Here is a 26993-nt window from a genome sequence, read left to right as displayed (position 1 = left end):
CAAAGAAAGTATGCGTCGTGGGACCATCCTTTGTAAAGAGTTCCGGCCCCGGCTGGAGCCCGTGGATGACCAGCCCACCCATGAGCACGGCGGTGACGCTTTCCCCAGGGATCCCCAAGGTCAGGGTGGGAATCAGGGAACCGCCGGTCACCGCATTGTTGGCCGCTTCGGAACCGGCCACCCCTTCAATGGAACCATGGCCGAATTCTTCCGGATGCTTGGAGAACCGCTTGGCTTCATTGTAGCCCAGGAAGCAGGCGATGGAAGCCCCGGCCCCGGGCAGGATCCCGATGATGTTCCCGATGATCCAGCTGCGGAGCACTGTGGGGGTGATCCGTTTCATTTCTTGCAGGCTCAGCATGATCCGGTCGCTGAATTTGGCGGCCTTGGCCCGCTTCACGATGGCTTTTTCTGCCAGGATGAAGGCTTGGCTCATGGAAAAGAGCCCGATCAGGGCACAGGTGATGTTGATGCCGTTATACAGGGAATCCTGGCCGAACATGAACCGTTCCACCCCCTGCATGGGATCCATGCCGATGGTGGACAGCACCAGTCCGAAGGCCCCGGACATGAGCCCCAGGATCATGGAATCCGTATTGATGCCGGCGATGATGGTGAGACCGAAGAGGCTCAGCCAGAAATATTCCGGGCTGCCGAATTCCATGGCCAGTTTGGCCAGGGGCGGGGCAAAGAAATACAGGGAGATGCAGCTCAGGAGACCGCCCCAGAAAGAAGCGATGCAGGCAGTGGCCAACGCTTTCCCGGCTTTTCCCTTTAAGGTCATGGCGTATCCGTCCAGGGCAGTGGCCGCCGAAGCCGGGGTGCCGGGGGTGTGGATCAAGATGGCGGAAATGGATCCGCCGAAGATGGCCCCGCAGTAGATGCCTCCCAGCATGATGAGCCCCGCAGAAGGTTCCATCCCAAAAGTCAGAGGCAGCAGCAGGGCTACCCCCATAGCCGCGGAAAGACCGGGCATACAGCCAATGATGATCCCCATGGTCACACTGGCGATCATGATGACGATGTTCATGGGAGAAAGCGCGTTGACGAATCCCATGGCCATCAATGCATATTGATTTTCCATTTATCCATCCCTCGCTTCCTACAGCAGTTCTTCAACCAAGAGGCCATCCGGCAGAGGCACGGCCAAAAATTCGCTGAAGACCACATAGATCAGGACCATCAGGACCAGGACGGTGATGGCCATGTATTTCTTTTCGATATGGAAGAAGTGCATCATGAATAATAGATAGATGATGGCGGAAGGATAGAATCCGATGAAGATCATCAGGATGAAGAAAAGAATCGATGCACCCAAGAATGTGAAGAACTGTTTTGGCAGGAAATTGGTCCAGACTTCCGGCAGGTCATTGATGACGGTAAAGTGCCCATGGCAGCTGCAGGCCATTTTCACCAGCTGCATCAGGGTCAGGACGGCCAACAGGCCGATGACGAATTTGGGATAGCTTTGTGCCGCAGGAGGCAGCTGCAGTGTCTCATAAAAAAAGAAGGCACAGAATCCCAGCATGAAGATGACGACACTGAGTTCCGATTTTTTCATAATGGTTTCCCCTCAAACAGGGGGGCTGCCCGGAAGCAGCCCCTTTGCAGATCCGATGTGTTGCTGATCAGGCATCCTGGTACAGTTTGCTGACCACTTCTTTGCAGAAGGTCATCTGATCCTGGATCAGTTTGCCCAATTCCTTGCTGTCCATGTAGTGGAGTTCCAGTCCGGCATTCTTATGGTCCCGGATGGTCTGTTCGTCGGTCATGGTCAGTTTGAAAGCCTGTTCATAGAATTTGATGATGTTTTCCGGAGTGCCTTTGGGAGCTACCAGGGCACGGGCAGAGCCATACCATTTGTTATAATAGCCCAGTTCACCCAGAGTGGGGACATCTTTGTAATCATCCAGGCGTTTTTCAGAGAACACGCCCAACAGTTTCAGAGCGGCATTGCTGCCCCGGATCAGGGGTTCCACATCCCCCAATTTGGCGCAGGAGAAATCCACTTCGCCCTGGCGCAGGGCCAGCAGCTGGTCAGCCGTGCCGCCGTAAGGCACCGCATTGTATTTGAATTTGGCCGTGGTGGAAAGCAGCTGGGCTGCCGTATGGTTGGAAGCCTGGACCCCGTTGGTGGAAGCTTTCAGTTCGCCGGGATGGGCCTTGGCGTATTCCACCAGATCCTTCAGGCTGTTGAACTGGCTGTCTTTCCGGACCACCACAACCCCGGTCTCCTTCAGATGGTTGCAGATGGGGACGATGCTCTTGTCATCAAAGGAAGCATTCTTGGCCAGAGCCAGAGTGGTGTAGGTGGGCAGGTTGATGAAGCCGATGGTGTAGCCGTCCGGTTTGGCCTTGGACAGTTCCGTCCAGCCGATCTTCCCGTCCGCACCGGGCTTGTTTTCGATGATCAGGGTCTTGCCTACGAATTTTTCCGCATCCTTGCACAGGACCCGGGCCCCTGTATCCGTACCGGACCCCGCCTTATAGGCCACGATCACTTTGATGTCCTTGGTGGGCTTCCAGTCGCCGGCCGCCTTCTGCTGTGTCTTTTTGCCACCGCCGCAGGCACCTACAGCCAGAGCCAGTGCGCAGATGGCGGAAGCGGCCAACCATTTTTTGAGTTTCATACAAATCTTCCTCCTTTGTAAAGAATCTGTCAAAATGTAAAAACTCTGTAAAACCATTGTAGCATATTTCTGAAATTCCGCCTACTGAATTTTTGGAAAAAACAGTCGAATCCGTTTCGTGAACAGGGTTTTCATTATCATATTATAAATGAATAATTATTGTTAATTATGATAAATCTATGGTATAATCTGTATCAGGAAAGACTACATTTAAAGACTGTATTTGAGGAGGTCGATCATTATGGCAAGATTGCGTCTGATGCGTGCACCGTTGAAATATGTACAGGGCAGCGGAGCTCTGAAGGAATTCTACGATTATTTCAAGGATCTGGGGAAGAACTGGCTGTTCATCTGCAGCCGGAGCGGCCATCGGGCCTGTCACGACAGACTGGAAGAAAGCTTTGGGAACAGTGAGACCCATCGCCATTATGAAGTGTTCGGGGGGATTTCCAGCGTAGGGGAAATCGAAAAGTTCCGGAAGATGGTCCGGGCTGAAAATATCGACGTAGTGGTCGGCGTGGGCGGCGGTTCTGCCATCGATACGGCCAAAGCCACGGCCCATTATGAAGGGAAACGGGTGGTGATCATCCCTACTGTGGTGGCCACCGATGCTCCCTGTACCGGGCTTTCCGTCATTTACAATGATGACGGGTCCTTCAACACTTATCTGTTCTATCCCAACAATCCGGATGGTGTGCTGGTGGACAGCTATGTGATCGCCCATGCTCCGGTGAAATTCTTGGTGGCCGGCATGGGGGATGCCTTGGGGACCTATTTCGAAGCCCGGGCCTGCTATCGCACCGATGCACCCAGCTTGGAAAACGGAGGGATCACCCGGTCCGCCATGGCCCTGTGCGAACTGTGCTACGAAAATCTGCGGAATTACGGAGCCCAGGCCAAAAAGTCCGTGGAAAAACAGGTGGTGACTCCGGCCCTGGATGCCATCATCGAAACCAATGTGTATCTGTCCGGGGTGGGTGCGGACAACGGCGGCCTGGCCTGCGCCCATTCCTTCTACAATGGCATCACTTCTCTGGGCGGCCATAGTGCACCCCATGGGAACTGCGTGGCCTTCGGTACCTTGGTCCAGCTGGTGCTGGAAGGGGTGGAAGAGGATGAATTCCGGGATGTCCAAGGCTTCTGCAAAGAAGTGGGCCTGCCCACCACCCTGGCTGAACTGGGGATCACCACCGACGAACAGATCCGCCAGATCGCCAAAGCAGCCTGCGTGCCCGGTGAAAGCATCCACAACATGGTGGCCGATGTAACCGAAGAACAGCTCTACGCCGCCATCATCCAGGCGGATGCGTTGGGGAAATAAGAGCCGCAGAAATAGAACAAACGGCTTGAACGGCCAGGCTCGCGACCCGTGACTCGCGAACCGCGACCGGGGGTGTGAATTTTTTCACACCCCCTTTTTATGGTATAATAAAAAAAATACCCGTCCGCTGTCGGACAGATAGGCGGTCCTTTTATGATTGATCCTACACCCAAAAACTCCAAAGAAGCCCAAAAATACAAGAAAATGCTGGAAGCTCCGGTGAAGCCGCTGATCGCTTCCCTGGCGCTGCCCTCCATCATCAGCATGCTGTGCACCAGCTTCTATAATATGGCAGATACTTACTTTGTCAGCAAGATCGATACCACCTCCACCGCAGCCGTAGGGGTCACTTTTGCCACCATGGCCATCATCCATGCCATCGCCTTTTTCTTCGGCATCGGTTCCGGCAATAGCATTTCCCGTCTTTTGGGGGCGAAGAAACGGACGGAAGCGGCGACCATGGCTTCCACCAGCTTTTTCTACACGTTTTTATGCGGGCTCTGCATCGCCATTCTTGGCAACGCCTTTGCGGCCCAATTGGCCACCCTGATCGGGTCCACCCCCACCATCCTGCCCTATGCCATCCAATATATGAGCGTGATCCTCATCGGGGCTCCGGTGATGATGTGCAGCCTGGTGATGAACAACCATCTCCGGTTCCAGGGCAGTGCGGCCTTCGGGATGGTGGGCATCACCGTGGGGGGCTTCCTGAATGTGTTCCTGGATCCTCTCTTCATCTTCAAATTCCATATGGGCGTAGCGGGAGCGGCTTATGCTACCATTTTGAGCCAGTTCGTCAGCTTCTGCATCCTGTTCGCCATGACCTGGCGGGGTGGGAACATCCCCATCCGGCTGGGGAACATCCATCCTTGCTGGCCCATTGCGAAAGAAATCGTGGCTGGGGGAGCGCCTTCCCTGGTGCGCCAGGGGACCCAAAGCCTTTCCACCATTTTCCTCAACGTAGCAGCCGGTGCCTTCGGGGATGCCGCCATCGCTGCCATGTCCATCGTGACCCGGCTCAGCTTCTTTGCTGCCTCCGTGGTCATCGGTTTTGGCCAGGGATTCCAGCCAGTGTGCGGATTCAGCCATGGGGCCAAAAAGTACGGACGGCTCCGGGAAGGCTTCTGGTTCGCGGTGAAAGCGGGGACCCTGTTTTCCCTGGCAGCCGCTGCCGTGGCCATTTTTTGGGCCACCCCCATCCTGGAAGAATTCCGGGATGATCCTTTGGTGATTTCCGTAGGGGCTGCTGCCCTTCGGGCCCAGGCCGTGACCTTTTTCCTGGTGCCCCTGACCATCCTGTCCAACATGTGCCTCCAGACCACCCGGCATACAGTGGGCGCCATGCTGGTGGCAGCCGGCCGCAGCGGCCTTTTCCTGATCCCCACCCTGATGGTGCTGCCTCGGAACTTCGGCCTCACGGGCCTGGTATGGAGCCAGAGCGTATCCGATATCTGCGGCTTCCTCCTGGCAGCGGTGCTGATCCGGGGATTCTTCCAGCAGATCCCGAAAATGGATGGAGCAAAATGAAGAAGAAAATATGCGAAAATCAAAGCTGTGATATGAATGTCGCTCTTCGTGTACATATTCACAGCTTTTTTTTGCATACATAAAGAAAAATGTTTTAGGAGAAATTGGAAATAAAAGATTTTAAAACATAATTCAGTCATAAATATGATATAATTAATACATAATTGAGGAGGTGATTTCAATGAGGATCATTCCTATGCGGGATTTGAGAGATACCGTAAAAATTGAAGAACTTTGTGTGAGAGAACAAGGCCCAGTCTATGTGACCAAAAACGGTTATGGCCGGCTGGTGGTCATGGATATCGACTATTATGAAAAGACACAGCAGCAATTGGAAGAAGCACGGCTCCTACTCAAGGGGCTGCAGGATGTAAAAAAAGGAAGGGTTGTGGATGGAAGTGACACTCTGGACCGGCTCAAAGAGAAGTACCATCTGTAATTATCATTTTCAATTCACTGAAACAGCTGTAGCTGATTTAGATGAAATCCTTTCTTATATTGCAAATGAATTGAATAATCCACAGGCTGCGGCTGTCTTTTTTTCAAATTTAGAGGATAAGATACAAGAAACCTGCCATTATCCTTACAGCGGTCCGGAACTTCGGAATGATTTCATAGTGACAGAAACAGTACGGATGAAAGTGGTTGATTCGTATCTTTTCTATTACGTAATTCGAGAATGCTTAGAAACCGTCATTATTTTGCGAATTGTTTATGGACCGAGAAATCAAAAAGAAATCCAGCAAAACCTGAGTCTGTAAGTATTTCCTGAGAGGGAGGCTATGGCTAGGATTGCTCTTCTTTTGTTGTCCTTCCAACGTACTTTCCTTTGTTTCCATGCTACAATACAGGCAAGAACAAGGAAAGCAGGTGGTGGTATGGAACTGGAAGCGGGGAAGGCCTTCCGTCTCGAAGAAACGAATCCGGCGGTGGCCGGGTGTACGGTTTCTCAGCAGATCGCTGGGGGCAGGAATCCCCTCTGGATCTTTTCGCTGGGAAAGGGGACGGACATCAGCGGTGAGCTGTATCCCTATCACAAACTGCTCCTGGTCCAGGAGGGGCAGCTGAAAGTCCGGGCGGACCGGGCAGAAACAGTGCTGGATCCGGGACAGTGCTTCCTGGCCCCCACGGATGTGCCGGTGGGGATGGAAGCCCCTACAGATACCGTGTATACGGAACTGGAAATCCAAAAGGAGGATATCATGAACAACGCAGTAGAAGCAGGAAAAGCTTTTCGTCTAGCCGATCTGGTGCCCTATCAGGAGGGACGGATCGTCAACATGGATGTGGTCCATAACGACAAAATGAAATTCGTGGTCATGGCCTTTGCTGCCGGTACCGGGCTCAGCGAACATGCAGCCCCTGGGGATGCCCTGATCTTTGCTCTGGAAGGAGAAGGGGTCATCGGCTATGAAGGTCAAGCCCATATCTTGAAGGCTGGCGAACAGTTCCGGTTCGCCAAGAACGGCCTCCATTGGGTGAAAGCGGAGAAACCCTTCAAGATGGGTCTCCTGCTGACCCTGGAATAAGGAAAAAGCCATGGCAGGACGCAGACCGAAGATCCGGATCACCGTAACGGACCGGAGAGGGAAGATGGGCTGCCACCGGGGCCATCATGTAGGGGAAGTCTTCGATTTCGACGAAGACCGGGGCAAGATCTGCCCCATGGCCATGCACTGCGCCTTTCCCTACATCGACATCCTCCGGTACGGAGGACAGATCCCAGGCCAGCCCAAAGGCACCGCTGAATTCTGCTGCAGCGATGCGGATACCATCATGGTGTTCAAAGCAGAAGTGGTGGAAGAATAGCTAGGGGGTGCTGCATGCAATGTGCAGCACCCCTTGTTCTGTCAGGGGAACCGGCTTTCATCGTCCCCACGCCAACCCCGTCCAATCAATAGCACGAAAACCCTCGACCCCAACGTTGTAGGGGATTCCCGCAGGCAAGCCCGTCCCGGCCGCCTGGGGGGCAGAAAAGACGTCAGACCCGGCCCTAATGGGCCTATCAGATGTCAGACGTCAGCTTGTTGGCGATAAGCAGGATGGACCTACATCTAAGGCTTCAGAGGCCGGGGAAGGGCGGGCCTGCGGCTCNATTGATTTACCGGCTTGGTATTAGTGGCTGCCCTTATTTAGCCTGATTTTTTTAAGCCCACAAAAGGGGGCTTGGGTAAGTGCGCCCTTTTGCCAAGATCCATAGCAACTGAAATTTATTTTAAAATTGGCTTGACTTTATATAGTTGGTCTACGCCGCCCCGGTCGTAGGTACGGCAGGGATGCAGGGAACCGGTTTTCATCGTCACTGCGCCAACCCCGTCCAATCAATAGCACGAGAACTCTCGACCCCAACGGTGTAGGGGCTCGCCGCAGGCAAGCCCGTCCCCGGCCGCCCAGGGGGCGTAATCCCAATCGTCTTATACCCTTCGTCCATATGGCGCAAATTGATATAATCATGGCTCTTTAAGATGTTCTGGAAACTCCTGTGATTTCGTATAATGGTACCATCATATGGCACAGGAGGACTCTGAAATGGAAAAGAAAACGGCACTGATCACCGGATCATATGGCGGGCTTGGCACCTGCTTTGTAAATATCCATGCTGGAAATGGCGGTGCTCTCATCCTTGTGGGACGCAGCCAGGAAAAACTCAATGAACAGGCTGATACTGTAAAAAAACAATATAGTGTGGAAGTTCACACGATTGCTGCTGATCTTTCTGTTCCAGAGGCGGCACAGAAGATCTATGATATCTGCAGGGAGAATCACTGGACGGTTGATTATCTCATCAACAATGCCGGATTCGGTGGACAGGGAGATTTCGCCCGTGAGCGCACCATGGAGCAAGACATGTCCATGATTGCGGTCAATATCGACACCCCCACCAGGCTCTGTAAACTGTTCCTTCCGGACTTCATCAAACGGGGACAAGGCAGAGTCCTGAATGTCTCATCTACAGCAGCTGTCATGCCCGGCCCACTTCAGGCGGTCTATTATGCCACAAAGGCCTATGTGACCAGCTGGTCAAATGCGCTGTGGCGTGAGCTTCAGGGAACCGGCGTAACCGTTACGGCGCTGATGCCGGGAGTCATGAAGACTGGCTTTGCCAATGCAGGGGGTCTCTCTGATACCAAGATGTTCGCAAACGCCGTTGATCCAATGGCCGTAGCCCAGGATGGGTACCATGGGATGCTGAAAGGCGCACTGAATGTTACCTCAGGTCTTCTGGACTGGCAGAAACCGGTGGTAGCACTTGCGCCCATGTTCCCGAAGAAGGCCTTGCTGAACTTTATTTATAAGCAGCAGATTGCTGGAAGTGCAAAGAAATAAGGGATGAGGAATGGACAGGTACATACTGGATGGTCAATACGGAAAATATCTTGAAATGATCGGCGTCCGGGTTGGTGAAGCATTAAGGGCTGCTGGCGTACCGGAAGACTTGTTCAGTCATAAAAAGCCGGTATTGGATGAGGCCGCCTACTATCGTTTCATGGAAGCGGTCGGCGGTCAGATCACCGATCCACAGCTGCCGATTAGGCTTGTCACGGCAGATAACATTGAAAGCTTTTCGCCACCGATATTTGCTGCTTACTGCAGTAAAAACGGGAAAACCTGTTTGGAACGTCTGTCCCGGTACAAGCGCATCATCGCGCCAATGAAGTATGAACTCCGGGATAGGGAGGGAGAAACCACCCTGGTGATTGCCGCAAGTACGGATGAACAGGTTTTACCGCAGTTTCTTACGGAAATTGAGATTGTTTTTGTGATTCATATTATCCGGGCCGCAACCAAAGATCCTATCACACCGATTCGGGTTCTGATGCAGCAACCCGTGATGGATGATGTATTCGCAGGATTCCTTGGCTGTCCGGTGGAGCAGGGCGAAGAAAATGTGGTTGTTTTCCGGACAGATGATTTGAAAAAACCGTTTATCAGCCATAACGATTCTATGTGGGAATTCTTTGAACCGGAGCTACAGAGACGTCTTTATGAAATGGAACAGGAGGATACTTTTGCCGCAAAGGTACGCAGTGCCTTGACGGAGCTTTTGCCTGGAGGTGCTGGGACGGTGGAGGATGTTGCCGCCAAGCTGGGTGTAAGTAAAAGGACTCTCCAAAGAAAGCTGATGGAAGAAAATACATCCTTTCGAAAGCAATTGAATGGAACCAGAGAGATCCTTGCCAGGCACTACATCCGCAATACGGATATGAGCAGCGATGAAATCGCTTTTCTTCTGGGCTATCAGGAACTGAATTCTTTTCTCCGTGCATTTAATCTATGGACAGGTATGAGCATCAGAGAGTACAAACAGTCCCTGCAATAGGGAATTGAAGGTACGCCCCACCACCGTAGGGGCGGTTCAAGACTTTTGCAAAACAAAGTGCTGCCAGAGCCGCCCGCCTGCACGGGGGTATGTTTTCCCACCCGACCGGCAAACGAGCGCACCGGGCGGGATCGTTCCACGACCCTTGGTGCGCACCCTACGGATTCTGTGGGTAAATGGGAGCTGGTTTCCCCAGAGTTACAATGCATCCAGGCTGGCGATGGTACGGATGCTTTGCCAAAAGTGGTGATAGACTTCTTCGGGGGTATCTTTTTGTCCCCGATGGATCCAGGTGGAAATGGCAACCGGCAGCAGGTAGCTCATGATGTCAATGAGGTATTCTTGACCTGCCTCTTCCAGTTGGGAAGGAATACCGATCAAAGAGCCCATGTCTTTGAAATACCGCCGATGATTCTGGGCCAGGGCATCCAGCCGGTTGCATTTTTCCAGTGCGGCAAACAATTCTGCATGTTCCATAATGGTTTGGAAAAACGAGAAAAGGACGGCTTTCCGGGTTCCTTGTTGGGGCAATTCCCTGACAAAACCGGCAAAAAGTTGGTCCATCTGCCAAAGCAGCACATCTACCGGGGTATCGAAGAGACGGTAAAAAGTGCTGCGGCTGACCGAGGATGCCCGCTGGATGGCCGCAATGGAAAGCTTGTTGGCTGACTTGCTTTTGGAAAGAGCCAGGACGCTTTGGGCAATCAGTTCTGCACTTTTCCTGGCCCGGGGATCATTTGCAATATGATACATTTTTACGCCTTTCTGTTCTATATCCCAGGAGTGGGTAGTTGGAGCCTGTTTACTGTGATACAATCGTATCACAAGTCAGCAAACAGAACAAGAAAGGCGGTCTTTTTATGACATTGTATACTGGGAAAAAAGTGGGCGTCAGCAAGGAAGAGAAAACCCTTTCCTATTATCCCCTGTTCCAGCGGAAAATGACGGAGGTGCCGGCTGCGAAACTGGCCCTGATCGAGAAACCTTCTCCGGTCCCTGCCGTTCCTTTTGCAGAGCGGAACCGTTTCCTCCAGGGGATGGACAAGGAATTCTGTCAGGTGGGCTATGGCGTGGCTGCTGACGGGACAGGGTTTGTCTGCAATGCAACCTATATGCCCGGAGTGACCGGCGATATGCTGGACTGGTGGTTCCCCTGGCACAGCGTAGGCTCTGACCTCCGTTACAAAATCTGGGACCCGGAGGATCATTATTTTGCCCGTGCCAATAATGCGGCATACGTTTGCGACCCTTCCGTCCCTGTTTCCCAAAAGACTTGGGATGTGGATCATTACATTATGGAAGATATCGGCTTCGGACCGTCCTTCCTGCATTTGCAGTTCAAGCGGCCCAGGGATTTCGGGTATGATGAATCCCTGCTGGGGACTGCAGCCTGTCAGTCCTTGGTCTGCGCCATTGGGGCAGGGGATTGCGGGGCGGCCATGACCCATAAATGGTTCCCGTATAAAGAGGGTGTCCTGTTCTGCTCCCGGTTCTGGATCGGATATGCCCTGCACCAGGGGAAGATCATCAAAGCTCTGCCGGAAGGGGATTCGGTACCGGTGGAAGTGGCTCGGGGCCTTTTTGCTCACAATATCAAGGAATTTACCAACCTGGCCGCTATTTTGCCGGAAGTTTACAGGAAGAATAAGGAGAATTTTTGAACAAGACGTCAGACCCGGTAGGGCCGGTCTGACGTCTTAAATCGAAATGATCCGGAAAGAAAGACAGCCGTGGTGGGAGTTCCTGCTAGGGCGTTTTTCTTTACCTGTCCTAAAATTTCTACAGCGGCTATGGTATAATAAACCATAGTGTTAACAGTAGGAAACAAGAAAATGGTTTCAAAAACTGATATCTATGATGGGAAAGGAGCCTTCGTATGTCCGCACTTTCAGTAACAATACAGCCCTATCCAGCACGAGTCAAGGAAAAATACTGGTTCCGGGAACTCAAACAGGCTGTTTCTTTTGGGTGAATGACCGGTATGTGGTCCTGGCCAAAGGTATGAGCGTCTTTAAAGCCTCTGGGGGCATGAACTACGTCCACGGGGGATATTCCCCCCAGGAACTTTTGGTGCCTAGTTTGTTTATCAGCACAAAAACAGGATATTGGGAATAATGATGAAGAACTGCTTCATATCTCTTCAGGATCTGCTTATGGAGTAGGGAAAGTTACACCGGAAGGCTTTGTAGTTTTACAAGGAGCCAGACTGAATGAAAAATTAAGTGCGAAATCTCTCAGCAATGGAATCGTCAAACTGAGAGAGAAATGGATGGCTGATGAAAAAGTAAAAGATTGGGTAACTACAGAGGATCTACTTTTTTCCAGCTCTTCTGCAGCCGCTGACTTTGTTCTTGGGTATAGCGTCAGCGGACCCAGGGTGTGGAAAAATGCGGATGGAAAGTCGTTAAAAGAAATCGAAGCAGAACAAGATCACTAAGATAGTAGAAGCAATATAAATATTTTAAACTATTGATTGGGGGAGTTTCTCATGGGATGGAGAATGAGAAAACGTATCAATTTGGGATTTGGCTGCCATATCAATATCAGTAAAAGTGGAATCGGCTACAGCTGGGGAATGAAGGGAGTCAGATTCACCAAAACGGCCCGTGGGGGAGTTCGTGAAACATATTCTATCCCTGGAACGGGGATATCCTATGTGCAGGAATACGGTCCTAAAGGACGGAATGGTGTCCCCGGGACCCCGCCAGTTCAGCAGCCATTAGAACCTCCTGATGTCAGTACCGAAAAAATAGAAATTAGTGAATATCAGGATCCGGAATATGCCGAATTGCTAAAAAAACTGAAAGCGGTCCAAAGATACAATTATATCAGTACTCCATTGTTGGCCACGGCGGTATTATCCATAGTGTATCCGGTTTTTGCCCTGACGGCATTGCTTGGGGCAATCCTTAAGGTTCTTGTCTATACAAAACTGCGGGTCCCTGTGGAATATTCCTTCGACGAGGAATCCAAGCAAAGATACGAGCATTTATCTGCACTATGGATGCAATTAGGTAATAATGCTAAATTCTGGCAGGTGATTTCGGAAAGCAGTCTGGAACGTAGAACCAACGGCGGCGCATCAAGGGGAATCAAGCGGATTGCAGCGAGAGTTACCAATCAACTGCCTTTTTATATCCTTTCTAATGTGTCCTGCTTTGGGTTAAAACTTCGAAAACAGGCTCTTTACTTTATGCCCGACAAGCTGCTGGTCGTTTCAGCGATGGATGTGGGGGCGGTCAGCTATTCAGATATTCTGTTGGATTTCAAGAAAACATCCTATGTGGAAGAAGAGCTGGTTCCCAATGACGCTGAAGTCATCGGCCAGACATGGCTGAAAGTCAATAAAAATGGAACACCTGATAAACGATTCAAAGACAACAGGCAGCTTCCTATTTGTGCGTATGGGACGATCATTATCCGTTCAAAAAACAAAGATCTGTATGTGGAATTGATGTGTTCGAATAATAAGACCGTTGAAGAAATGAAGAAACTAGCACAAAATCCCTCGTAATGCTGATTTGAGGCTAAAGACTGTTATATATGCGGCATCTTTCTGATAATATGGTTGTCCTCTCTGCACTCTTCACTCTGCACTTTCGGCCCATGAATGGATAACTATACTGCGATGAAGGTTTCATCGAGAACTTGTTGACACATACCCATTTATACGGTGTCGTGATTTTGCCCCAGATAAGGTGATATAATAACTTTTGGAAGATCTTCTTGGATAAACCAAGCTGGAAAAGATGCTGCAGGAAAATGGGGGAGTCATCATGAAAAAAACAGTTTCTTTACTCATCCTTTGTTTCACCTTCGCTTTGGCTGCGGTCTGCCAGGCACGGCCCTTGCCCAATTCGGAATTTTCCCTGGGAGGACTGAACGTGACCCATTGTACCTTGGACTACGCGTCCAGTATCTATGGGGAGCCAGAATATATCACGGATGATGGCCGGTATTTCCAGTACCATTATGGGGAGAGCGTCCTCCTGAAAGGGTGGAGAGGGACGGATGGCACGATCCATATCAATTATGTTTCTACGCGGGCTGACAATGGATGGGGGACGCCGGCGGGATTGACTGTTGGTATGAATAAATCGGTGGCAACGGATTTATATGGTTACGAAAGCGCTCGATACGATAAAAGGAGCGGGCTTTACAAAACCATTTATCCCCATATAGGATCCGGTTCGGGTGCGGGGATGTTTGTGTATACGGACTCGCAAGGGATCATCCAGCGCATCGATGTCATCGATTGATCATGAAAAGCCTGCTCTTAGGTTGACAGAGCAGGCTTTTTGGTATAAATAAAAGGTGTAAGATTGTACGCAGGAGGATTGACAGAATCGAAAAACCTGGATTGGAAAAGAGTCATGTGATATGGTCCTGCTGCACCTGGACTGAGGCCCGGGCCGGTGTCTCTCCCTATATTTCGACGAGGATTTGGCACATGGAACCGATAAGTTTTCGGAGAGGTGAGAAAAATGGACAACGGCTGGGAAAAGGATTTCGACGATATGTTCCTGTGGGATACGGTGAATGAGGGCCCTTCTCAGAAAAAAAGGGGAGAAGGTTCCCGGGAGCACCCCCATTCTCAAAGCAATGCATTCAATACAATCAACGAGGATGCGGAAAAACAAATGGAATTGTGGAAAAGGGAACATCAATTCATTGAGGAACAAGTCAAAAAATATTCGAAGCATTGAAAAAGCGATTCCAGGGTAAGGAAAAGCCATGGCGGGAGTGGGGAATTCCTGCCATTAGGAAAAAACCGAACAGCAGAAAAAGGTCCACAGTCGGCAAGATTGTGGACTTTTTCCCGTGGCTGTTGATCAAGGTCAAGGTGCGGGGATGTTTGTGTATACGGACTCGCAAGGGATCATCCAGCGCATCGATGTCATCGATTGATCATGAAAAGCCTGCTCTTGGGTTGACAGAGCAGGCTTTTTGGTATAAATAAAAGATGTAAGATTGTAAGCAGGAGGCTTGACAGAATTGAAAAACCTGGATTGGAAAAGAGTCATGGTGATGCTATCCGTGCTGGCCTTGGGGCTGCCGGCTGCAGCGTGGGCGGAAGAAGCCTTTACCCAGACAGCCAGCGTCAGTTACCGGTCCGCCGATGGTACCCAACAGGAAGTCTATTCCGGGTATGGAATGGCCGTCCAAGGAAGTACCCTGACCTTGGACCTGAAAGGGAATGCTGCCGGAGGAGCGGGCTGGGATGTGGAGGATCTGGATCCTGCTATGCTGCGGCTGGATTCCCAGACTGTGACCCGGCTTTCTGATACAAAACCCCAGCTGGCGGTGACCAAACTGCAATTTACGGCTCTGAAGCCTGGCACAACCGTTTTTCAGATCCGGCAAAAGGGAAATGATCCGACAAATGATCTGGAAGTCCACCTGACCATCGACCAGGCCAAACAGATCAGCAGCGTCCATTTCACCCGTCCTGGTGCGTCTGGGGAAACGGATGGGAAAACCGCTGCTTCTCTCCGGAAATCTTTGGCATCTGTCAAAGATCCTTTCCAAGAAACCCATGAGGGCCATCTGATCCGCAATGGGTTCACTGGAGAGGCCTATTCCGATGATATGGTACTGCTGCACCTGGACTGGGGGATGACCCAAAAAGACGTAGAAAAGCTGGCGAAAAAAATGGACTGCAGCGTCCAGTATTACATGCCCATGCTGAGCATGGCAGCGTTGAAATTGGACAAGCCGGTGAAAAATTCCCAAGAAATGCAGCAGCTCCTGAGCAAATTGGACGGGACTACAGGGGTCATCATGGCCGACGTGGACCGGGTGCTGCAGCTGGACTGAAGGGAAATTGAAGAATCAAGAACCGTTAAGGGATGACCAAAGGCTGCAGAGCGTTCCCGACAGGTCGTCCCGTTTGTACGGGCGTTGTTTCACTGGAGAAAGAAGGGAAATCTTATGGATACGATCAAAAGGCTGCTCTGTACAGGCTTTGCCGCATTCTGCCTGGGGAGCGGTATGGCCTCTGCAGCTTCTCCGGGGCCGGCAGTGCAGCCAACTGGCATAACGGCCGCTGTTTCTGCTGAAAAGGCCGGGGCGCCAGCCGCATCGAAAAATGATGGGATAAAGGCCATCCGGGATCCGCTGGCTGAGGCGGATGCCAAGATCCTGGAGAAGTTCTGCCTGGTGAAGGGCGGGACGTACAAAAAGGTGACGGCCTGCCTCCAGGGATTGGATAAGGGCGCTACCGGTCTTGACCCGGCGGGCAGGCCTTATTACCTCCGGGTGGATCGGGAACTGACGGATAAATTCTTCCGCAGGGTCCGGGCCTACGATGAAAAAGACAAAACCCAGATCGGAGAGTATTACGTAGCCAAAGATCTTTCATCGGTGTGGCGGCTGGACGGAGAAAAACCGGGCATGATAGCCGGCTCAGCGGATAAGGTCATGAAGAAGACCAGGCTCCAGGTCTATCCCCGGTATCTGCAGCTGGGGGAAAAGGGGATCGTGCGGCTCCGGACTCCGGGGGAAGTACCTTACACCCTGAAGGTGAAAAGCCTGAACGAGAACGTGGTCTCTGTGGACAGCAGCAACCAGCTGATCCCTCAGAAATTGGGAAGGACGGATATCCTGGTAGAGGCCCAGGTGGGGAACGTGAAAGATTCCGGCACGGCCCGTGTCTTTGTGGTGACCAAAGAAGAACTGCAGCAGATGGCCTATCGTTCTTATCTGAACCGTCTTTATCTGAACGAAATGATGATGCTGGACGATTTCTACTGGCGCAGCTGGTGGGGTGCCCCGTTCTACGGTCCTGCTTACATCGGCCACCGTCCGCCTCCGCCCCACCATGGCGGGCACCGGCCGCCGCCTCCCCGGGGACACCGGTGAGAATAACAAGATATCATGGAGCAAAGTGTAATTTGGGGAAGAGGGGAAAGGGCTTTGAAAACAGTAGAAGTTGGGACGGCGTTCCGCAATCACCTGGGCAAAGACAGGGCTGCCCTGGTTGTTACGCTGAAGGAATTTCGGGAGGAGACCACCCGGGAAAGCTTCCTAACCGCCTGCCACGATTTTGTGGAAAAGACTTGCGGATACCCGGTAGAGCCTGCCAATGACCGTTCTTGGCGAGACTGCTATGATTTCCTCAAGACATATCTTCCGGCGGATACCGGGCTGGACCCCTTTTCCATGGTCTTTGAATATGTTATGCCTGATTCGCGGAAACAGGCTGATGTATTGCTCCTTACCCAACATAAGGTGATCATCTTGGAGTTCAAGCAGAAAGCTGTCATCTTGAAAGAGGATGCAGCCCAGGCTGCCGGATATCGGCAAAGTCTTTCCCATTACCATTATGAGACAGAGAAGAAGGCCATGAAGGTGGAAGCCTACTTGGTCTATACCCAAGGGAATCCGGCAGGAAACCATCATTTGGTAGATGTGCTGACGCCTGAAAATTTCACTGCCGCCCTACGAAACGCGCTCAAAGACCAACTGCCGCTTTCTGAAAAAGAATGCTGTACTTGGATCGCTTCACCCTTTTATCCTTTGAAAAATATTGCAGAGGCCACCCTGCAGCTTTTCAAATCGGGTGACCTGCCGAATATCAAGACCATCCGGGAGGGGGATATCAAAGAGACCTTGGAGGCCATCGATGGTGTCATCGCTGACCGTTCCACGCAAAAGAGCATCCTCTTTGTTTCAGGAGTCCCAGGCTCTGGAAAAACACTGGTCGGGCTCAGGACAGTCTACGACCATGCCCACGACCAGGAAACATTGAACCCCATTTACCTTTCTGGGAATGATCCCTTGGTCAATATCCTGCAGAACACCTTATCCAACCATGGATTCGTCCAAGAGGGCAAAAGCTATATCCAAGCTATGAAGAATTTTAAGACTCTGGCCCATGGGACTTCTGTTCCCCTGCACAACATCATTGTATTCGATGAAGCCCAACGGGCCTGGGATACGGATTACAGGGAACCAGGAGAAACGGAAGCGACCCTTCTTTTACGGCTAGGAGACCGGATCGCCGCGAAATATGGGAAAGTGACGATCCTCTGTTTGATTGGAGAAGGACAGTCCCTTTATTTCCATGAAGAAACAGGCATGCCTTTATGGGCCAAAGCTTTAGCTGGTAGAAAAGATTGGAATGTATATATTCCGGCTTCGTATCAAAAGGTCTTTGGGGGAAGTCCCCATATCCATGCCAGTCCTCATTTGACGCTCAATACGTCTATCCGCCATGATTTCATCGATGTGAGTCCTTGGGTGGAAGCCATCCTGGATCTGGATCTGGAAAAAGCCAGGAAATTCTACTGCGAAATGGTGGCGCAAGGGTTCGTCTGCTGGAGGTTCCGGGATGCCAGCAAATTGCCCCAGGCAGTATCCTATGTTAAGCAGCATGCTCCAGGAGCTCATACCGGCATCATCGTTTCTTTCCATCTCCGGGCAAAGCAAGGGATGTTCGGCCCCCAGTATCGGGGATGCTATGTAAAAGCTGAAGAAGCCTACCACTGGTATACAGAGGAAAGCTATCAGCTGACCCGCGGGGCGTCGGAATTCATGATCCAGGGCATCGAGCTGGAATACCCCATTGTCTCCTTTGTGGGAGATTACTTTATCCAAGATGGAAAATGGAAGGTGGATCCCCATGCCTCCAATCCTGGCTTCAAAGACCTGGAGAAAGTCATCCAAAACGTGTACCGGGTGCTGCTGACACGGAGCCGGAAAGGGATGTTCCTGTATTTTCCCAAGGATCCGAAGCTGGATGAAACCTATGGGTGGTTTGCGTCGATGATGACAGTGGAAAACGATTGACTATTCAACTTTTTCCGTGCTATAATACGATGTACACATCAAACCCGGGGATGTACCGGTTTCGACGGGGGTAGATGGTGTGCGATAAGCGAGCTGGGATCCCGCCAACCCCATTAAACGGTGGAAACGCGTTATAAACGCAGACGATTCTTACGCTTTAGCAGCTTAAATTGCTAACGTCTTTCCTCTTCATTCCTGCTGAAGAAGAATAGACGACACTTGCAGGATACTTGTCTTCCAATTCTCGGAGGAAGGCAGGGAAACCCATCGAGATAGCACGTTTCCTGGCCCGTCTGCAGGCAAGGGAGCTGCGAAATAAAATATGCAGTCTGCGCTCGGAGAAGTTCGCATGGCAATGCTTTCGGACAGGGGTTCGACTCCCCTCATCTCCACCAGCCTTGAACATATGTTCGTGTGGAGACACGGTTAAAGGGCTGTTCCACGTGTGAAAACAAGACACGTGGAACAGCCCTTTTGTTATAGGTCAGCAGGGGATATCTCTTTTTTTGATGCGCTGCTTCCTCTTTCTCCCAACATATAAAATTTGTATGACGGTGTATGTAATCTAAGCATTTTTCATATCAATCCATTCCTGTTATACTGCAAGAAAGCAGGCTGGAATGTCTTGGCCTGCTGGGGTTGATTTTCCTTGACCGACAGTGGACTGCTGGTTGTATAACAAAGTTTGAAGAAAGATAACAGGAGGGATTGGTATGAAAGATATATCCAGACGGGATTTTTTGAAAGTCATGGGCGGAGTGGCGGCCGGCGCCTTTTTGGCCAAAAGCGGTCTGCCCAAAGTGATGGCTCAGGCTCCTGTGGTGGGGTCTGAAGACGAAACCGGCAAAAAAGCGGCGGACGGAGAAGGCTCCCGGGCCAAAGTGTATTACACCAAACACATTGATGCGGCCCATCTCATTGCCCTGTATGACAGAATCAGCGAAGGGATCTACGGAAAAGTGGCTGTGAAACTCCATACCGGTGAAAAACATGGCCCCAATATCCTGCCGAGGGATATGGTGAAGGCCCTGATCCAGCACATTCCCAACAGCAACATCGTAGAAACCAATACCTTGTACTCGGGCGACCGGTACACCACCGAATCCCACCGGGAAACCCTGAAGGTCAACGGCTGGGACTTCTGTCCGGTGGACATCATGGATGAAGAGGGAGATGTGAATCTGCCGGTACGGGGCGGCAAACACCTAAAGGAAGTGGCCATGGGGGGCCACATCATCAACTACGATTCCATGGTGGTACTGACCCATTTCAAAGGGCACACCATGGGGGGATACGGGGGATCCCTGAAGAACATCGCCATTGGCTGTGCCTCCGGCCAGCATGGGAAGCGTCAGGTCCACGGCTATACCACCGGTCCCATGCCTCCTGCGGGAGAAGCCTGGGGGAAAATGCCTATGCAGGATACTTTCATGGAACTGATGGCGGATTCCGGGAAGGCCACGGTGGACTATTTCGGGAAGCACATCGTCTTCCTGAATGTGCTGCGCCGGATGTCCGTAGACTGCGACTGTGCCGGGACTTCGGCAGCCGAACCCAAGATCGCCGATCTGGGGATGCTGGCTTCTACGGATATCCTGGCGGTGGACCAGGCCAGTGTGGATCTGGTCTATGGCCGGAAAAACGACGACAAGAAGGATCTCATCGAACGGATCGAATCCCGTCATGGGCTCCACCAGCTCCAGGCCATGCGGGACCTGAAGATGGGCAACGACAAATACGAACTGATTTCCATTGACTAAGGAGGGGGAGACATGTTTGGACTGGGTGTACCGGAACTGCTGCTGATCTTGGTGATCGCCCTGGTGGTCTTTGGTCCGGGGAAGCTGCCCTCCATCGGGGCCGCTTTAGGCAAGAGCATGCGGGAATTCAAGGATGCAGTGAACGCGGTGGAAACCATTGAACCAGCGGAAACCAAAAAAGAAACGCAGGAACCGGAAAAAAACGGACAGACGGGGAGTGCGGCCCCCAAAGCATGACCTTCACTGAACATTTGGGAGAACTCCGCACCCGGCTGATCCGCTGTCTTATGGGACTGGCTGTGGGAGGGGCCCTCAGCTTCTGGCAGATCGACCGGATCGTGGCCTTCCTCACGGCTCCGGTGCCCCAGCTGTATGTGATGAAGCCGGCAGAAGCCTTCATGATTTACGTGAAGATCGCCCTTTGGAGCGGGGCCATCCTGGCTTCTCCTCTTTTGGCCTGGGAATTCTGGGCCTTCCTGGTGCCGGCTTTCACGAAACGGGAAAAACGGGCTCTCTTGCTGTTCGTCCCTTCTTCCGTCCTTCTGTTCCTGGCCGGGTTGGCTTTTTCCTATGGACTGATCCTGCCCCAGGGGCTGTTTTTCCTCCGCAGTTTCAGCTCCGGCGCGGTGCAGCCCCTGTGGTCTCTGGAGGCCTATCTGGATTTTGTGGTGCTGATGGTGCTGCCGGTGGGGCTTTTCTTCAATCTGCCCCTGGTGCTGCTGCTTTTGGCCAAAATGGGCCTGGTGACTTCGGAACGGCTGAAAAAGGCCCGGCGGTATGTAATCGTGCTGGCCTTTGTGGTAGCGGCCATCATCACCCCCACCACGGACATGGTATCTCAGACCCTTTTGGCCATTCCCCTGATTCTATTATATGAAATCAGCCTGGTACTGATCAGGGTGCTGCTGAAACGGTAGGAATCCTGTCCCATTCTGGCCATCCATGGTATAATAAAGAAAAAGGACGGAGCACAGGCTCCTAAGAAAATTTCATAAAATGTCTAAGAAATAGAGTCTTCCTTTCAAGACTCTATTTCTATAAGATGAAAGAAACCCTACAAGAAAGGAAACCATTTCATGGAAGAATCTGTAAACAGAAATAAACTGGAAAAACTCCAGAGTATCCTCCGCCAGCTGGGCAGTGTGGCCGTGGCTTTTTCCGGCGGGGTGGATTCCACTTTTCTCCTGAAAGTGGCCCACGATACCCTGGGGGATAAGGTGCTGGCAGTCACCGCCCGGTCCTGCTCCTTTCCGGAACGGGAACTGCAGGAAGCCAAAGCCTTTTGCGCCAAAGAGGGCATCCGCCACCTGGTGGTGGATTCGGAAGAACTGTCCATCCCGGGCTTTTCCCACAACCCCACCAACCGGTGCTATCTGTGCAAACACGAACTGTTCGAAAAGATCCTGGAGGTGGCCAAAGAAAACAATCTGGCGGCCGTGGCGGAAGGCTCCAACCTGGATGACGAAGGGGATTACCGTCCCGGGCTCCAGGCCATTGCGGAACTGAAGATTGCCAGCCCCCTCCGGCAGGCCTGCCTGTATAAAAAGGAAATCCGGGCCTATTCCAAGAAATTGGGGCTTCCCACCTGGAACAAGCAGTCTTTCGCCTGTCTGTCTTCCCGGTTCGTCTATGGGGAAGAGATCACCCCCAAACGGCTGGGCATGGTGGACAAGGCGGAACAACTGCTGCTGGACATGGGATTCCATCAGCTCCGGGTACGGATCCACGGCGGGAACCTGGCCCGGATCGAAGTGCTGCCCGACGAACTCCAACAGGTGCTGGACCACCGGCTGGAAATCGCGGAAAAGCTGAAGGGATACGGGTTCACCTATGTGACCTTGGATCTTTTGGGCTATCGGACTGGAAGCATGAATGAAACCCTGCCCCCGGAAAAGAAGGACTGACCATGGAAACGAAGGAAATCCTGGAAAAAGTCCGGAATGGAGAGATCTCTGTGGAAGCCGCGGAAAAATTCTTCCGGCAGAAGCCTTTTGAAGACCTGGGGTTCGCCAAATTGGATACCCATCGGAAAATCCGCACCGGCTTCGGGGAAGTGGTGTTCTGCAGCGGTAAAAGCGATGCCCATCTGAAACAGATCTTCCAGAAGCTGGCAGAAGACGAGGGCAATGTGCTGGGGACCCGGGCCAGCCGGGAGCAATTCGATCTAATCCGGTCTCTGTGCCCGGATGCAGTGTATGATCCGCTAGCCAAACTGGTGAAGGTGATCCGGAAACCGGTGGGGCTCCAAGGTTCCGTGGCCGTATGCACGGCGGGGACGGCAGATATCCCCGTGGCGGAAGAGGCGGCCCAGACGGCGGAATTTTTCGGAAGTAAAGTGGACCGGGTCTACGATGTGGGGGTCAGCGGCCTCCACCGGCTTTTGGCCAATCTGGACCCCATCCAGGAAGCCAACTGCGTCATTGCGGTGGCCGGCATGGAAGGGGCTCTGCCCAGCGTATTGGGAGGCCTGGTAAGCAACCCGGTGATCGCCGTGCCCACTTCCATCGGGTACGGGGCCAGCCTCCAGGGTATTTCGGCTCTCCTCACCATGCTCAACAGCTGTGCCAACGGCATTGCGGTGGTAAACATCGACAACGGCTACGGAGCCGGCTATCTGGCCACCCAGATCAACCGGCTGGCCTGCAGAAAGGAAACGGGAAATCATGGATAAACTGCTTTATCTGGAATGTAAAAGCGGCATCAGCGGGGACATGACCGTAGGGGCCCTGCTGGATCTGGGGGCAGACCAACAGGTGCTCCGGAAGGCCCTTGCTTCCCTGCCTCTGACCGGGTATACGGTGGAAATCAGCCGGGTGAAGAAGGCTGGGCTGGACTGCTGTGATTTCCTGGTGAAACTGGATGCAGAACACGAGAACCATGACCATGATATGGATTATCTCTACGGGTTTGCCAAAAACCAGGCAGAAATCCCGGAAGGGGAGGGCCACCAGCACGGGCACCATGTCCATCACCATGACCATGAACATGAACACCAGGAGGCTGGCGCCGAAACCCATACCCATCATCACCATCATGCACATCGGGGCCTCAAGGAAGTACTGGACATCCTGGCCCAGGGGGACCTGACGGAAGGGGCCCATGCCCTGGCGGTGAAGATCTTCACCATCCTGGGAGAAGCGGAAGCCAAAGCCCATGGCACCACCCTGGAAGAAGTCCATTTCCACGAAGTGGGAGCGGTGGATTCCATTGTGGACATTGCGGCGGTGGCGGTGTGCCTGGACAACCTGGGGATCCGGGAGGTGGTGATCCCGGTGCTGAATGAAGGGACCGGAAGCGTCCGCTGTGCCCATGGCATCCTGCCCATCCCGGTTCCAGCAGTGGCCAACATCGCCGCTGCCCACCATCTGCCTCTCCACATCATGCCCTTTGCCGGAGAATATGTGACTCCCACCGGAGCCGCCATTGCAGCTGCCCTCCGCACCCGGAGCCAGCTGCCGGATACCTTTACGGTGGCCAAGGTGGGCTTGGGTGCCGGGAAACGGGAACAGGCCATGCCCAGCCTGCTTCGGGCTATGGTCCTGGAAGTACCGGAAGAAGCAGTTCCGGCCCCTTGGGAGGAAGATACCATCTGGAAATTGGAGACCGACCTGGACGACTGTACGGGGGAAGCCCTGGGCCATGTGCTGGAACATCTCTTGGCCGCCGGGGCAAGAGATGTGCAGTATGCTCCGGTGTATATGAAGAAGAACCGGCCGGGATGGCTGGTGACAGTGCTGTGCAAGGAGCCGGAACGGCAGGCTCTGGAAGCCCTGCTCTTTGCGGAAACCACCACCATCGGCATCCGCCGGAGCCGGATGGCACGGAGCATCCTGAAGCGGAAGGAACAGGTAGCAGAAACTTCTCTGGGACCGGTGGCGGTAAAAGCGGTCCAGGTGCCGGCTTTGGATGCCGAAGGAAAAATGACGGGAGAAACAGAAACCCGGCTCTACCCCGAATATGCCGGCATCGCAGCCCTGTGCCGCAGCACCGGCCGCAGTTATCAGGCCATCTGGCAGCAGGTGCTGGGAGAACTGGCTCCTGCCCCGAAAAAGGAGGAATGACTTATGCATATGGCGGACGCTCTGCTGTCTCCCGGTATAGCAGGGACTATGTATGCCCTTTCCGGCGCGGCAGCCTGGTATGCAGCCCGCAAGGTTAAGCAAGAAAACCAGGAAGGCATCGTTCCGGAAATGGGGGTCTTGGGGGCTTTTGTCTTTGCTGCCCAAATGATCAATTTTGCCATTCCCGGCACCGGTTCCTCCGGTCATCTCTGCGGCGGCATGCTCCTTTCTGCCGTGGTGGGGCCTTATGCCGGCTTCCTGACCATGATCGGCATCTTGACCCTCCAGTGCCTGGTCTTTGGGGACGGGGGCCTGCTGGCCCTGGGAGCCAATGTATGGAATATGGCTTTTTACGGCTGCTTTATAGGCGGCGGGATCCTGTGGCCCCTTTTGACCCGGCAAGGACTGACCCAAAAGACCATTGCAGCAGCCAGTGTGAGCGGCAGTGTGCTGACCCTTCAGCTGGGGGCCTTTTCCGTTGCAGGCGAGACCTTTCTCTCGGGGATCACGGAACTGCCTTTTACTGCATTCCTGCTGCTGATGCAGCCCATCCATCTGGCCATCGGCCTGGGGGAAGGCCTGATCACCGCTGCAGTACTGGGCTTTGTATATGAAAACCGCCCGGAGCTCCTGCGTCAGCCCGTTCTGTCTGGGTCGGCCGTACGGAAAGGGACTTGGAGCCGGAAGAAACTGCTGGGCGCCTTGGGGGGCCTGTCTCTTGCAGTCGGCGGAGGGCTATCTCTGCTGGCTTCCGAAAATCCAGACGGACTGGAATGGTCCATTGCCCGGCTCACCGGCCGTACGGAATTGGAAGGCTCGGAGCAGGGGATTTACGGTGCAGCAGCCCGGATCCAGGAACTGACGGCTTGGTTCTCAGAATATCAGATACCGGGGCTGGAAGGGCCTTTGGGGACGGCCCTGTCCGGGATCATGGGGAGCCTGCTGATTTTCGGCATCATCTGGTTCCTGGGCCGGAATTTGCGGAAGACAGGGCATCATGAAGTCTCTCAAGAACGCCATTGAAACCATCCATCTGTTGGATGATCTGGCAGGGGAGGATACAGTACTCACCCGGCTTTCTCCCCTGGCCAAGCTGGGTTCTTTATTCATCTTTTTGGCAGCCCTGGCTTCTTTGGGCCCGGAAAAGCTTACCAATGCTCTTTTGCTGCTTTGGGTGCTTCCGGTCTGGTACCGGCTGGGCCGTTTATCCTGGAAGCATCCGCTGCGCCAGCTGGGTCCGGTACTGGGAATGGTGGGCAGCATCGGCCTGGTGAATCTGTTCTGGTTTCAAGGAATGCCTGTTTCTCTAGGGCCTGTACAGATTCCGGGAGGAATCGGGGTGCTGCTCCTCCTCTTGCTGAAGGCCACGGGCTGCGTGTTGGGCGCATACCTGCTCCTGGCCACCACCTCTCTGGAAAAGCTGGCCTGTGCCCTCCAGAAGCTGCCCTTGCCTCAGGTGTTGGTCATTTCCCTGCTGCTGACCTGGCGGTATCTGGTGCTGCTGCTCCAGGAAGGAACCCGGATGGCGTCTGCCTATCGGCTCCGGGCTCCGGAAAGCCGGGGAATCCCATGGAAGATCAGCGGCAGTCTCCTGGGGCTGCTGTTCCTCCGGAGCCTGGAACGGGCCCAGCTGGTTTATGAAAGCATGAAGCTCCGGGGCTTCCAGGGCCGTTTCCCAGAACAGAAAAACGCTGGATCCCTGAAAGGGGACTTGCTGCTGCTCAGCAGTACCCTAGCTTGGTGCCTATTCTGCCGTTTCGGGCTGTACTTCTTTCATATTTGATGCCATTTGGACGCATCAGGGAGGTTCCTGTGTCTGCCATTCTGACTCTTTCCCATATCCAATTCCAATATCCTGCATTCCGGCCCGGCCAGGACCCGGTTCCCGTACTCCATGATCTTTCTTTTTCTCTGGAATCCGGGGAAAAGGTGGGTCTCATCGGCAGCAACGGGGTAGGGAAGTCCACCCTGCTGAAGCTGGTGGTAGGGCTCCTGCCTCTCCAAGAAGGGACCCTCATTGTGGGCGGTCTGCCTCTTACTCCACAGAATCTTCCAACCATCCGCCGGAAAACAGGCTATGTTTTCCAAGATTCCGAAAGCCAGCTGTTCATGCCCACGGTGGAAAGCGATGTTTCTTTTGCTCTGCGGAATGCCGGTCTTCCGGCGGAAGAAGTGGAGGGCCGGACAGCAGCGGCCCTGGAAAAGGTCGGGATGGAAGAATTGGCCCAACGGCAGATCTATCGGCTTTCTGGGGGACAGAAAAAGCTCACTGCCATTGCTGGGCTCCTGGTCCAGGATCCGGACCTGCTGCTGATGGATGAACCTTCTGCTGCCCTGGACCCTCGGAACCGGCGGAAACTGACGGAAATCCTACGTCGGCTGCCCTGTGCCCAGCTCATTGCCTCCCACGACCTGGACTTCATCTGGGATACCTGCGACCGGGTGATCCTGCTGTCCGATGGCTGGATCCAGGAGGATGGCCCGGCCCATGAGGTGTTGTCCAACCAGGCTCTGCTGGAATCCTGTGGATTGGAACTCCCTCTGCGGCTGCAGAAGGAAATCTAAAATGATGGCGCAATTGAC

The 26993-nt window shown here is 53.0% G+C and carries 28 protein-coding genes and 1 other RNA gene; 25 read left to right on the top strand and 4 right to left on the bottom strand.

Annotation, left to right across the window (positions count from 1 at the left end; translation table 11 throughout):
- The 3 genes from BQ2657_RS09535 to BQ2657_RS09525 form a co-directional block, all read right to left on the bottom strand.
- On the bottom strand, positions 1 to 1084 hold a 1084-nt coding region (locus BQ2657_RS09535), incomplete at its 3' end, for a tripartite tricarboxylate transporter permease (RefSeq protein WP_075580391.1).
- Between the two features lie 18 nt (positions 1085 to 1102).
- Positions 1103 to 1561, bottom strand: coding sequence for a tripartite tricarboxylate transporter TctB family protein (locus BQ2657_RS09530; protein ID WP_075580390.1), 459 nt, complete (start codon positions 1559 to 1561; stop codon positions 1103 to 1105).
- A gap of 67 nt (positions 1562 to 1628) precedes the next feature.
- Positions 1629 to 2630, bottom strand: coding sequence for a Bug family tripartite tricarboxylate transporter substrate binding protein (locus BQ2657_RS09525; RefSeq protein WP_075580389.1), 1002 nt, complete (start codon positions 2628 to 2630; stop codon positions 1629 to 1631).
- A gap of 241 nt (positions 2631 to 2871) precedes the next feature.
- On the opposite strand from BQ2657_RS09525, the gene BQ2657_RS09520 reads away from it, so the two are divergent.
- From BQ2657_RS09520 to BQ2657_RS09485, 8 genes are all read left to right on the top strand, one after another.
- Entirely contained in the window at positions 2872 to 3951 is a 1080-nt protein-coding gene (locus tag BQ2657_RS09520) for a glycerol dehydrogenase (RefSeq protein ID WP_075580388.1), read from the top strand.
- Positions 3952 to 4104: 153 nt separating this feature from the next.
- A complete protein-coding gene (locus BQ2657_RS09515) occupies positions 4105 to 5478 on the top strand; it encodes an MATE family efflux transporter (RefSeq protein ID WP_198524551.1) in 1374 nt (457 codons plus the stop codon).
- Positions 5479 to 5659: 181 nt separating this feature from the next.
- On the top strand, positions 5660 to 5917 hold the full coding sequence (locus tag BQ2657_RS09510) for a type II toxin-antitoxin system Phd/YefM family antitoxin (RefSeq protein ID WP_075580387.1): 258 nt from the start codon (positions 5660 to 5662) through the stop codon (positions 5915 to 5917).
- Positions 5871 to 6239: a type II toxin-antitoxin system RelE/ParE family toxin gene (locus BQ2657_RS09505; protein ID WP_075580386.1), complete on the top strand. Its 369-nt coding sequence runs from the start codon at positions 5871 to 5873 to the stop codon at positions 6237 to 6239. Before BQ2657_RS09510 ends, BQ2657_RS09505 begins: the two co-directional genes overlap by 47 nt.
- Before the next feature lie 117 nt (positions 6240 to 6356).
- On the top strand, positions 6357 to 7007 hold the full coding sequence (locus BQ2657_RS09500) for a cupin domain-containing protein (protein WP_075580385.1): 651 nt from the start codon (positions 6357 to 6359) through the stop codon (positions 7005 to 7007).
- A gap of 10 nt (positions 7008 to 7017) precedes the next feature.
- Positions 7018 to 7287: a TIGR04076 family protein gene (locus tag BQ2657_RS09495; protein ID WP_022487793.1), complete on the top strand. Its 270-nt coding sequence runs from the start codon at positions 7018 to 7020 to the stop codon at positions 7285 to 7287.
- Between the two features lie 720 nt (positions 7288 to 8007).
- Positions 8008 to 8805 carry an SDR family NAD(P)-dependent oxidoreductase gene (locus tag BQ2657_RS09490; protein ID WP_075580384.1) on the top strand — a complete coding sequence of 266 codons (798 nt, stop codon included), beginning with the start codon at positions 8008 to 8010 and terminating at the stop codon, positions 8803 to 8805.
- Between the two features lie 10 nt (positions 8806 to 8815).
- Positions 8816 to 9799, top strand: a complete 984-nt coding sequence (locus BQ2657_RS09485) for an AraC family transcriptional regulator (RefSeq protein WP_075580383.1) — start codon at positions 8816 to 8818, stop codon at positions 9797 to 9799.
- Between the two features lie 198 nt (positions 9800 to 9997).
- On the opposite strand, the gene BQ2657_RS09480 is transcribed toward BQ2657_RS09485, so the two are convergent.
- A complete protein-coding gene (locus BQ2657_RS09480; protein WP_075580382.1) occupies positions 9998 to 10552 on the bottom strand; it encodes a TetR/AcrR family transcriptional regulator in 555 nt (184 codons plus the stop codon).
- A 107-nt stretch (positions 10553 to 10659) separates the two neighbouring features.
- Here BQ2657_RS09480 and BQ2657_RS09475 point away from each other — a divergent pair, with 107 nt between their 5' ends.
- The 17 genes from BQ2657_RS09475 (at position 10660) to BQ2657_RS09385 (ending at position 26975) form a co-directional block, all read left to right on the top strand.
- Entirely contained in the window at positions 10660 to 11460 is an 801-nt protein-coding gene (locus BQ2657_RS09475) for a DAPG hydrolase family protein (protein WP_075580381.1), read from the top strand.
- A gap of 608 nt (positions 11461 to 12068) precedes the next feature.
- Complete coding sequence (locus BQ2657_RS09465) at positions 12069 to 12236, top strand: DUF4357 domain-containing protein (RefSeq protein ID WP_083236245.1); 168 nt, start codon at positions 12069 to 12071, stop codon at positions 12234 to 12236.
- Positions 12237 to 12299: 63 nt separating this feature from the next.
- Complete coding sequence (locus tag BQ2657_RS09460; RefSeq protein WP_198524550.1) at positions 12300 to 13313, top strand: DUF4236 domain-containing protein; 1014 nt, start codon at positions 12300 to 12302, stop codon at positions 13311 to 13313.
- Between the two features lie 262 nt (positions 13314 to 13575).
- A complete protein-coding gene (locus BQ2657_RS09455; protein WP_143224868.1) occupies positions 13576 to 14058 on the top strand; it encodes a hypothetical protein in 483 nt (160 codons plus the stop codon).
- 736 nt (positions 14059 to 14794) lie between these two features.
- On the top strand, positions 14795 to 15616 hold the full coding sequence (locus BQ2657_RS09445; protein ID WP_075580376.1) for a protease inhibitor I42 family protein: 822 nt from the start codon (positions 14795 to 14797) through the stop codon (positions 15614 to 15616).
- 114 nt (positions 15617 to 15730) lie between these two features.
- Entirely contained in the window at positions 15731 to 16660 is a 930-nt protein-coding gene (locus BQ2657_RS09440) for a hypothetical protein (RefSeq protein WP_075580375.1), read from the top strand.
- 54 nt (positions 16661 to 16714) lie between these two features.
- A complete protein-coding gene (locus BQ2657_RS09435) occupies positions 16715 to 18589 on the top strand; it encodes a DNA/RNA helicase domain-containing protein (RefSeq protein WP_075580374.1) in 1875 nt (624 codons plus the stop codon).
- A 46-nt stretch (positions 18590 to 18635) separates the two neighbouring features.
- Positions 18636 to 18984: a transfer-messenger RNA gene (ssrA, locus tag BQ2657_RS09430) on the top strand.
- A 318-nt stretch (positions 18985 to 19302) separates the two neighbouring features.
- Positions 19303 to 20349 carry a DUF362 domain-containing protein gene (locus BQ2657_RS09425; RefSeq protein ID WP_075580373.1) on the top strand — a complete coding sequence of 349 codons (1047 nt, stop codon included), beginning with the start codon at positions 19303 to 19305 and terminating at the stop codon, positions 20347 to 20349.
- A 12-nt stretch (positions 20350 to 20361) separates the two neighbouring features.
- A complete protein-coding gene (gene tatA, locus BQ2657_RS09420) occupies positions 20362 to 20586 on the top strand; it encodes a twin-arginine translocase TatA/TatE family subunit (protein WP_075580372.1) in 225 nt (74 codons plus the stop codon).
- Complete coding sequence (gene tatC / locus BQ2657_RS09415) at positions 20583 to 21266, top strand: twin-arginine translocase subunit TatC (RefSeq protein ID WP_075580371.1); 684 nt, start codon at positions 20583 to 20585, stop codon at positions 21264 to 21266. The genes tatA and tatC overlap by 4 nt, the downstream gene beginning before the upstream one ends.
- 159 nt (positions 21267 to 21425) lie before the next feature.
- Positions 21426 to 22253, top strand: coding sequence for an ATP-dependent sacrificial sulfur transferase LarE (larE, locus tag BQ2657_RS09410; RefSeq protein ID WP_075580370.1), 828 nt, complete (start codon positions 21426 to 21428; stop codon positions 22251 to 22253).
- A 2-nt stretch (positions 22254 to 22255) separates the two neighbouring features.
- Positions 22256 to 23020, top strand: a complete 765-nt coding sequence (larB, locus tag BQ2657_RS09405; RefSeq protein WP_075580369.1) for a nickel pincer cofactor biosynthesis protein LarB — start codon at positions 22256 to 22258, stop codon at positions 23018 to 23020.
- Positions 23013 to 24410, top strand: coding sequence for a nickel pincer cofactor biosynthesis protein LarC (larC, locus tag BQ2657_RS09400; RefSeq protein ID WP_075580368.1), 1398 nt, complete (start codon positions 23013 to 23015; stop codon positions 24408 to 24410). Before larB ends, larC begins: the two co-directional genes overlap by 8 nt.
- A gap of 3 nt (positions 24411 to 24413) precedes the next feature.
- Complete coding sequence (locus tag BQ2657_RS09395; protein WP_075580367.1) at positions 24414 to 25433, top strand: energy-coupling factor ABC transporter permease; 1020 nt, start codon at positions 24414 to 24416, stop codon at positions 25431 to 25433.
- The gene (locus BQ2657_RS09390; RefSeq protein ID WP_075580366.1) at positions 25408 to 26193 is read left to right on the top strand and encodes an energy-coupling factor transporter transmembrane component T family protein; all 786 of its coding nucleotides are present in this window, start codon (positions 25408 to 25410) and stop codon (positions 26191 to 26193) included. The genes BQ2657_RS09395 and BQ2657_RS09390 overlap by 26 nt, the downstream gene beginning before the upstream one ends.
- A 29-nt stretch (positions 26194 to 26222) precedes the next feature.
- Positions 26223 to 26975: an energy-coupling factor ABC transporter ATP-binding protein gene (locus BQ2657_RS09385; protein ID WP_198524549.1), complete on the top strand. Its 753-nt coding sequence runs from the start codon at positions 26223 to 26225 to the stop codon at positions 26973 to 26975.
- Positions 26976 to 26993 lie beyond the last annotated feature (18 nt).

This window comes from Acidaminococcus massiliensis (assembly GCF_900095825.1).
Taxonomy (GTDB): Bacteria; Bacillota; Negativicutes; order Acidaminococcales; family Acidaminococcaceae; genus Acidaminococcus; species Acidaminococcus massiliensis.
This window is presented reverse-complemented; position numbering and strand designations above follow the sequence as displayed.

Excerpts from the sequence above, each read along its gene's own strand:
- BQ2657_RS09500 (WP_075580385.1), top strand. The coding sequence starts at position 6,357 with ATGGAACTGGAAGCGGGGAAGGCCTTCCGTCTCGAAGAAACGAATCCG.
- BQ2657_RS09480 (WP_075580382.1), bottom strand. The coding sequence starts at position 10,552 with ATGTATCATATTGCAAATGATCCCCGGGCCAGGAAAAGTGCAGAACTG.
- BQ2657_RS09475 (WP_075580381.1), top strand. The coding sequence starts at position 10,660 with ATGACATTGTATACTGGGAAAAAAGTGGGCGTCAGCAAGGAAGAGAAA.
- tatA (WP_075580372.1), top strand. The coding sequence starts at position 20,362 with ATGTTTGGACTGGGTGTACCGGAACTGCTGCTGATCTTGGTGATCGCC.
- BQ2657_RS09485 (WP_075580383.1), top strand. The coding sequence starts at position 8,816 with ATGGACAGGTACATACTGGATGGTCAATACGGAAAATATCTTGAAATG.
- BQ2657_RS09520 (WP_075580388.1), top strand. The coding sequence starts at position 2,872 with ATGGCAAGATTGCGTCTGATGCGTGCACCGTTGAAATATGTACAGGGC.
- BQ2657_RS09530 (WP_075580390.1), bottom strand. The coding sequence starts at position 1,561 with ATGAAAAAATCGGAACTCAGTGTCGTCATCTTCATGCTGGGATTCTGT.
- BQ2657_RS09490 (WP_075580384.1), top strand. The coding sequence starts at position 8,008 with ATGGAAAAGAAAACGGCACTGATCACCGGATCATATGGCGGGCTTGGC.
- BQ2657_RS09460 (WP_198524550.1), top strand. The coding sequence starts at position 12,300 with ATGAGAAAACGTATCAATTTGGGATTTGGCTGCCATATCAATATCAGT.
- BQ2657_RS09495 (WP_022487793.1), top strand. The coding sequence starts at position 7,018 with ATGGCAGGACGCAGACCGAAGATCCGGATCACCGTAACGGACCGGAGA.
- larC (WP_075580368.1), top strand. The coding sequence starts at position 23,013 with ATGGATAAACTGCTTTATCTGGAATGTAAAAGCGGCATCAGCGGGGAC.
- tatC (WP_075580371.1), top strand. The coding sequence starts at position 20,583 with ATGACCTTCACTGAACATTTGGGAGAACTCCGCACCCGGCTGATCCGC.
- BQ2657_RS09525 (WP_075580389.1), bottom strand. The coding sequence starts at position 2,630 with ATGAAACTCAAAAAATGGTTGGCCGCTTCCGCCATCTGCGCACTGGCT.
- BQ2657_RS09425 (WP_075580373.1), top strand. The coding sequence starts at position 19,303 with ATGAAAGATATATCCAGACGGGATTTTTTGAAAGTCATGGGCGGAGTG.
- BQ2657_RS09510 (WP_075580387.1), top strand. The coding sequence starts at position 5,660 with ATGAGGATCATTCCTATGCGGGATTTGAGAGATACCGTAAAAATTGAA.
- BQ2657_RS09465 (WP_083236245.1), top strand. The coding sequence starts at position 12,069 with ATGGCTGATGAAAAAGTAAAAGATTGGGTAACTACAGAGGATCTACTT.
- larE (WP_075580370.1), top strand. The coding sequence starts at position 21,426 with ATGGAAGAATCTGTAAACAGAAATAAACTGGAAAAACTCCAGAGTATC.
- larB (WP_075580369.1), top strand. The coding sequence starts at position 22,256 with ATGGAAACGAAGGAAATCCTGGAAAAAGTCCGGAATGGAGAGATCTCT.
- BQ2657_RS09395 (WP_075580367.1), top strand. The coding sequence starts at position 24,414 with ATGCATATGGCGGACGCTCTGCTGTCTCCCGGTATAGCAGGGACTATG.
- BQ2657_RS09440 (WP_075580375.1), top strand. The coding sequence starts at position 15,731 with ATGGATACGATCAAAAGGCTGCTCTGTACAGGCTTTGCCGCATTCTGC.
- BQ2657_RS09455 (WP_143224868.1), top strand. The coding sequence starts at position 13,576 with ATGAAAAAAACAGTTTCTTTACTCATCCTTTGTTTCACCTTCGCTTTG.
- BQ2657_RS09390 (WP_075580366.1), top strand. The coding sequence starts at position 25,408 with ATGAAGTCTCTCAAGAACGCCATTGAAACCATCCATCTGTTGGATGAT.
- BQ2657_RS09515 (WP_198524551.1), top strand. The coding sequence starts at position 4,105 with ATGATTGATCCTACACCCAAAAACTCCAAAGAAGCCCAAAAATACAAG.
- BQ2657_RS09505 (WP_075580386.1), top strand. The coding sequence starts at position 5,871 with ATGGAAGTGACACTCTGGACCGGCTCAAAGAGAAGTACCATCTGTAAT.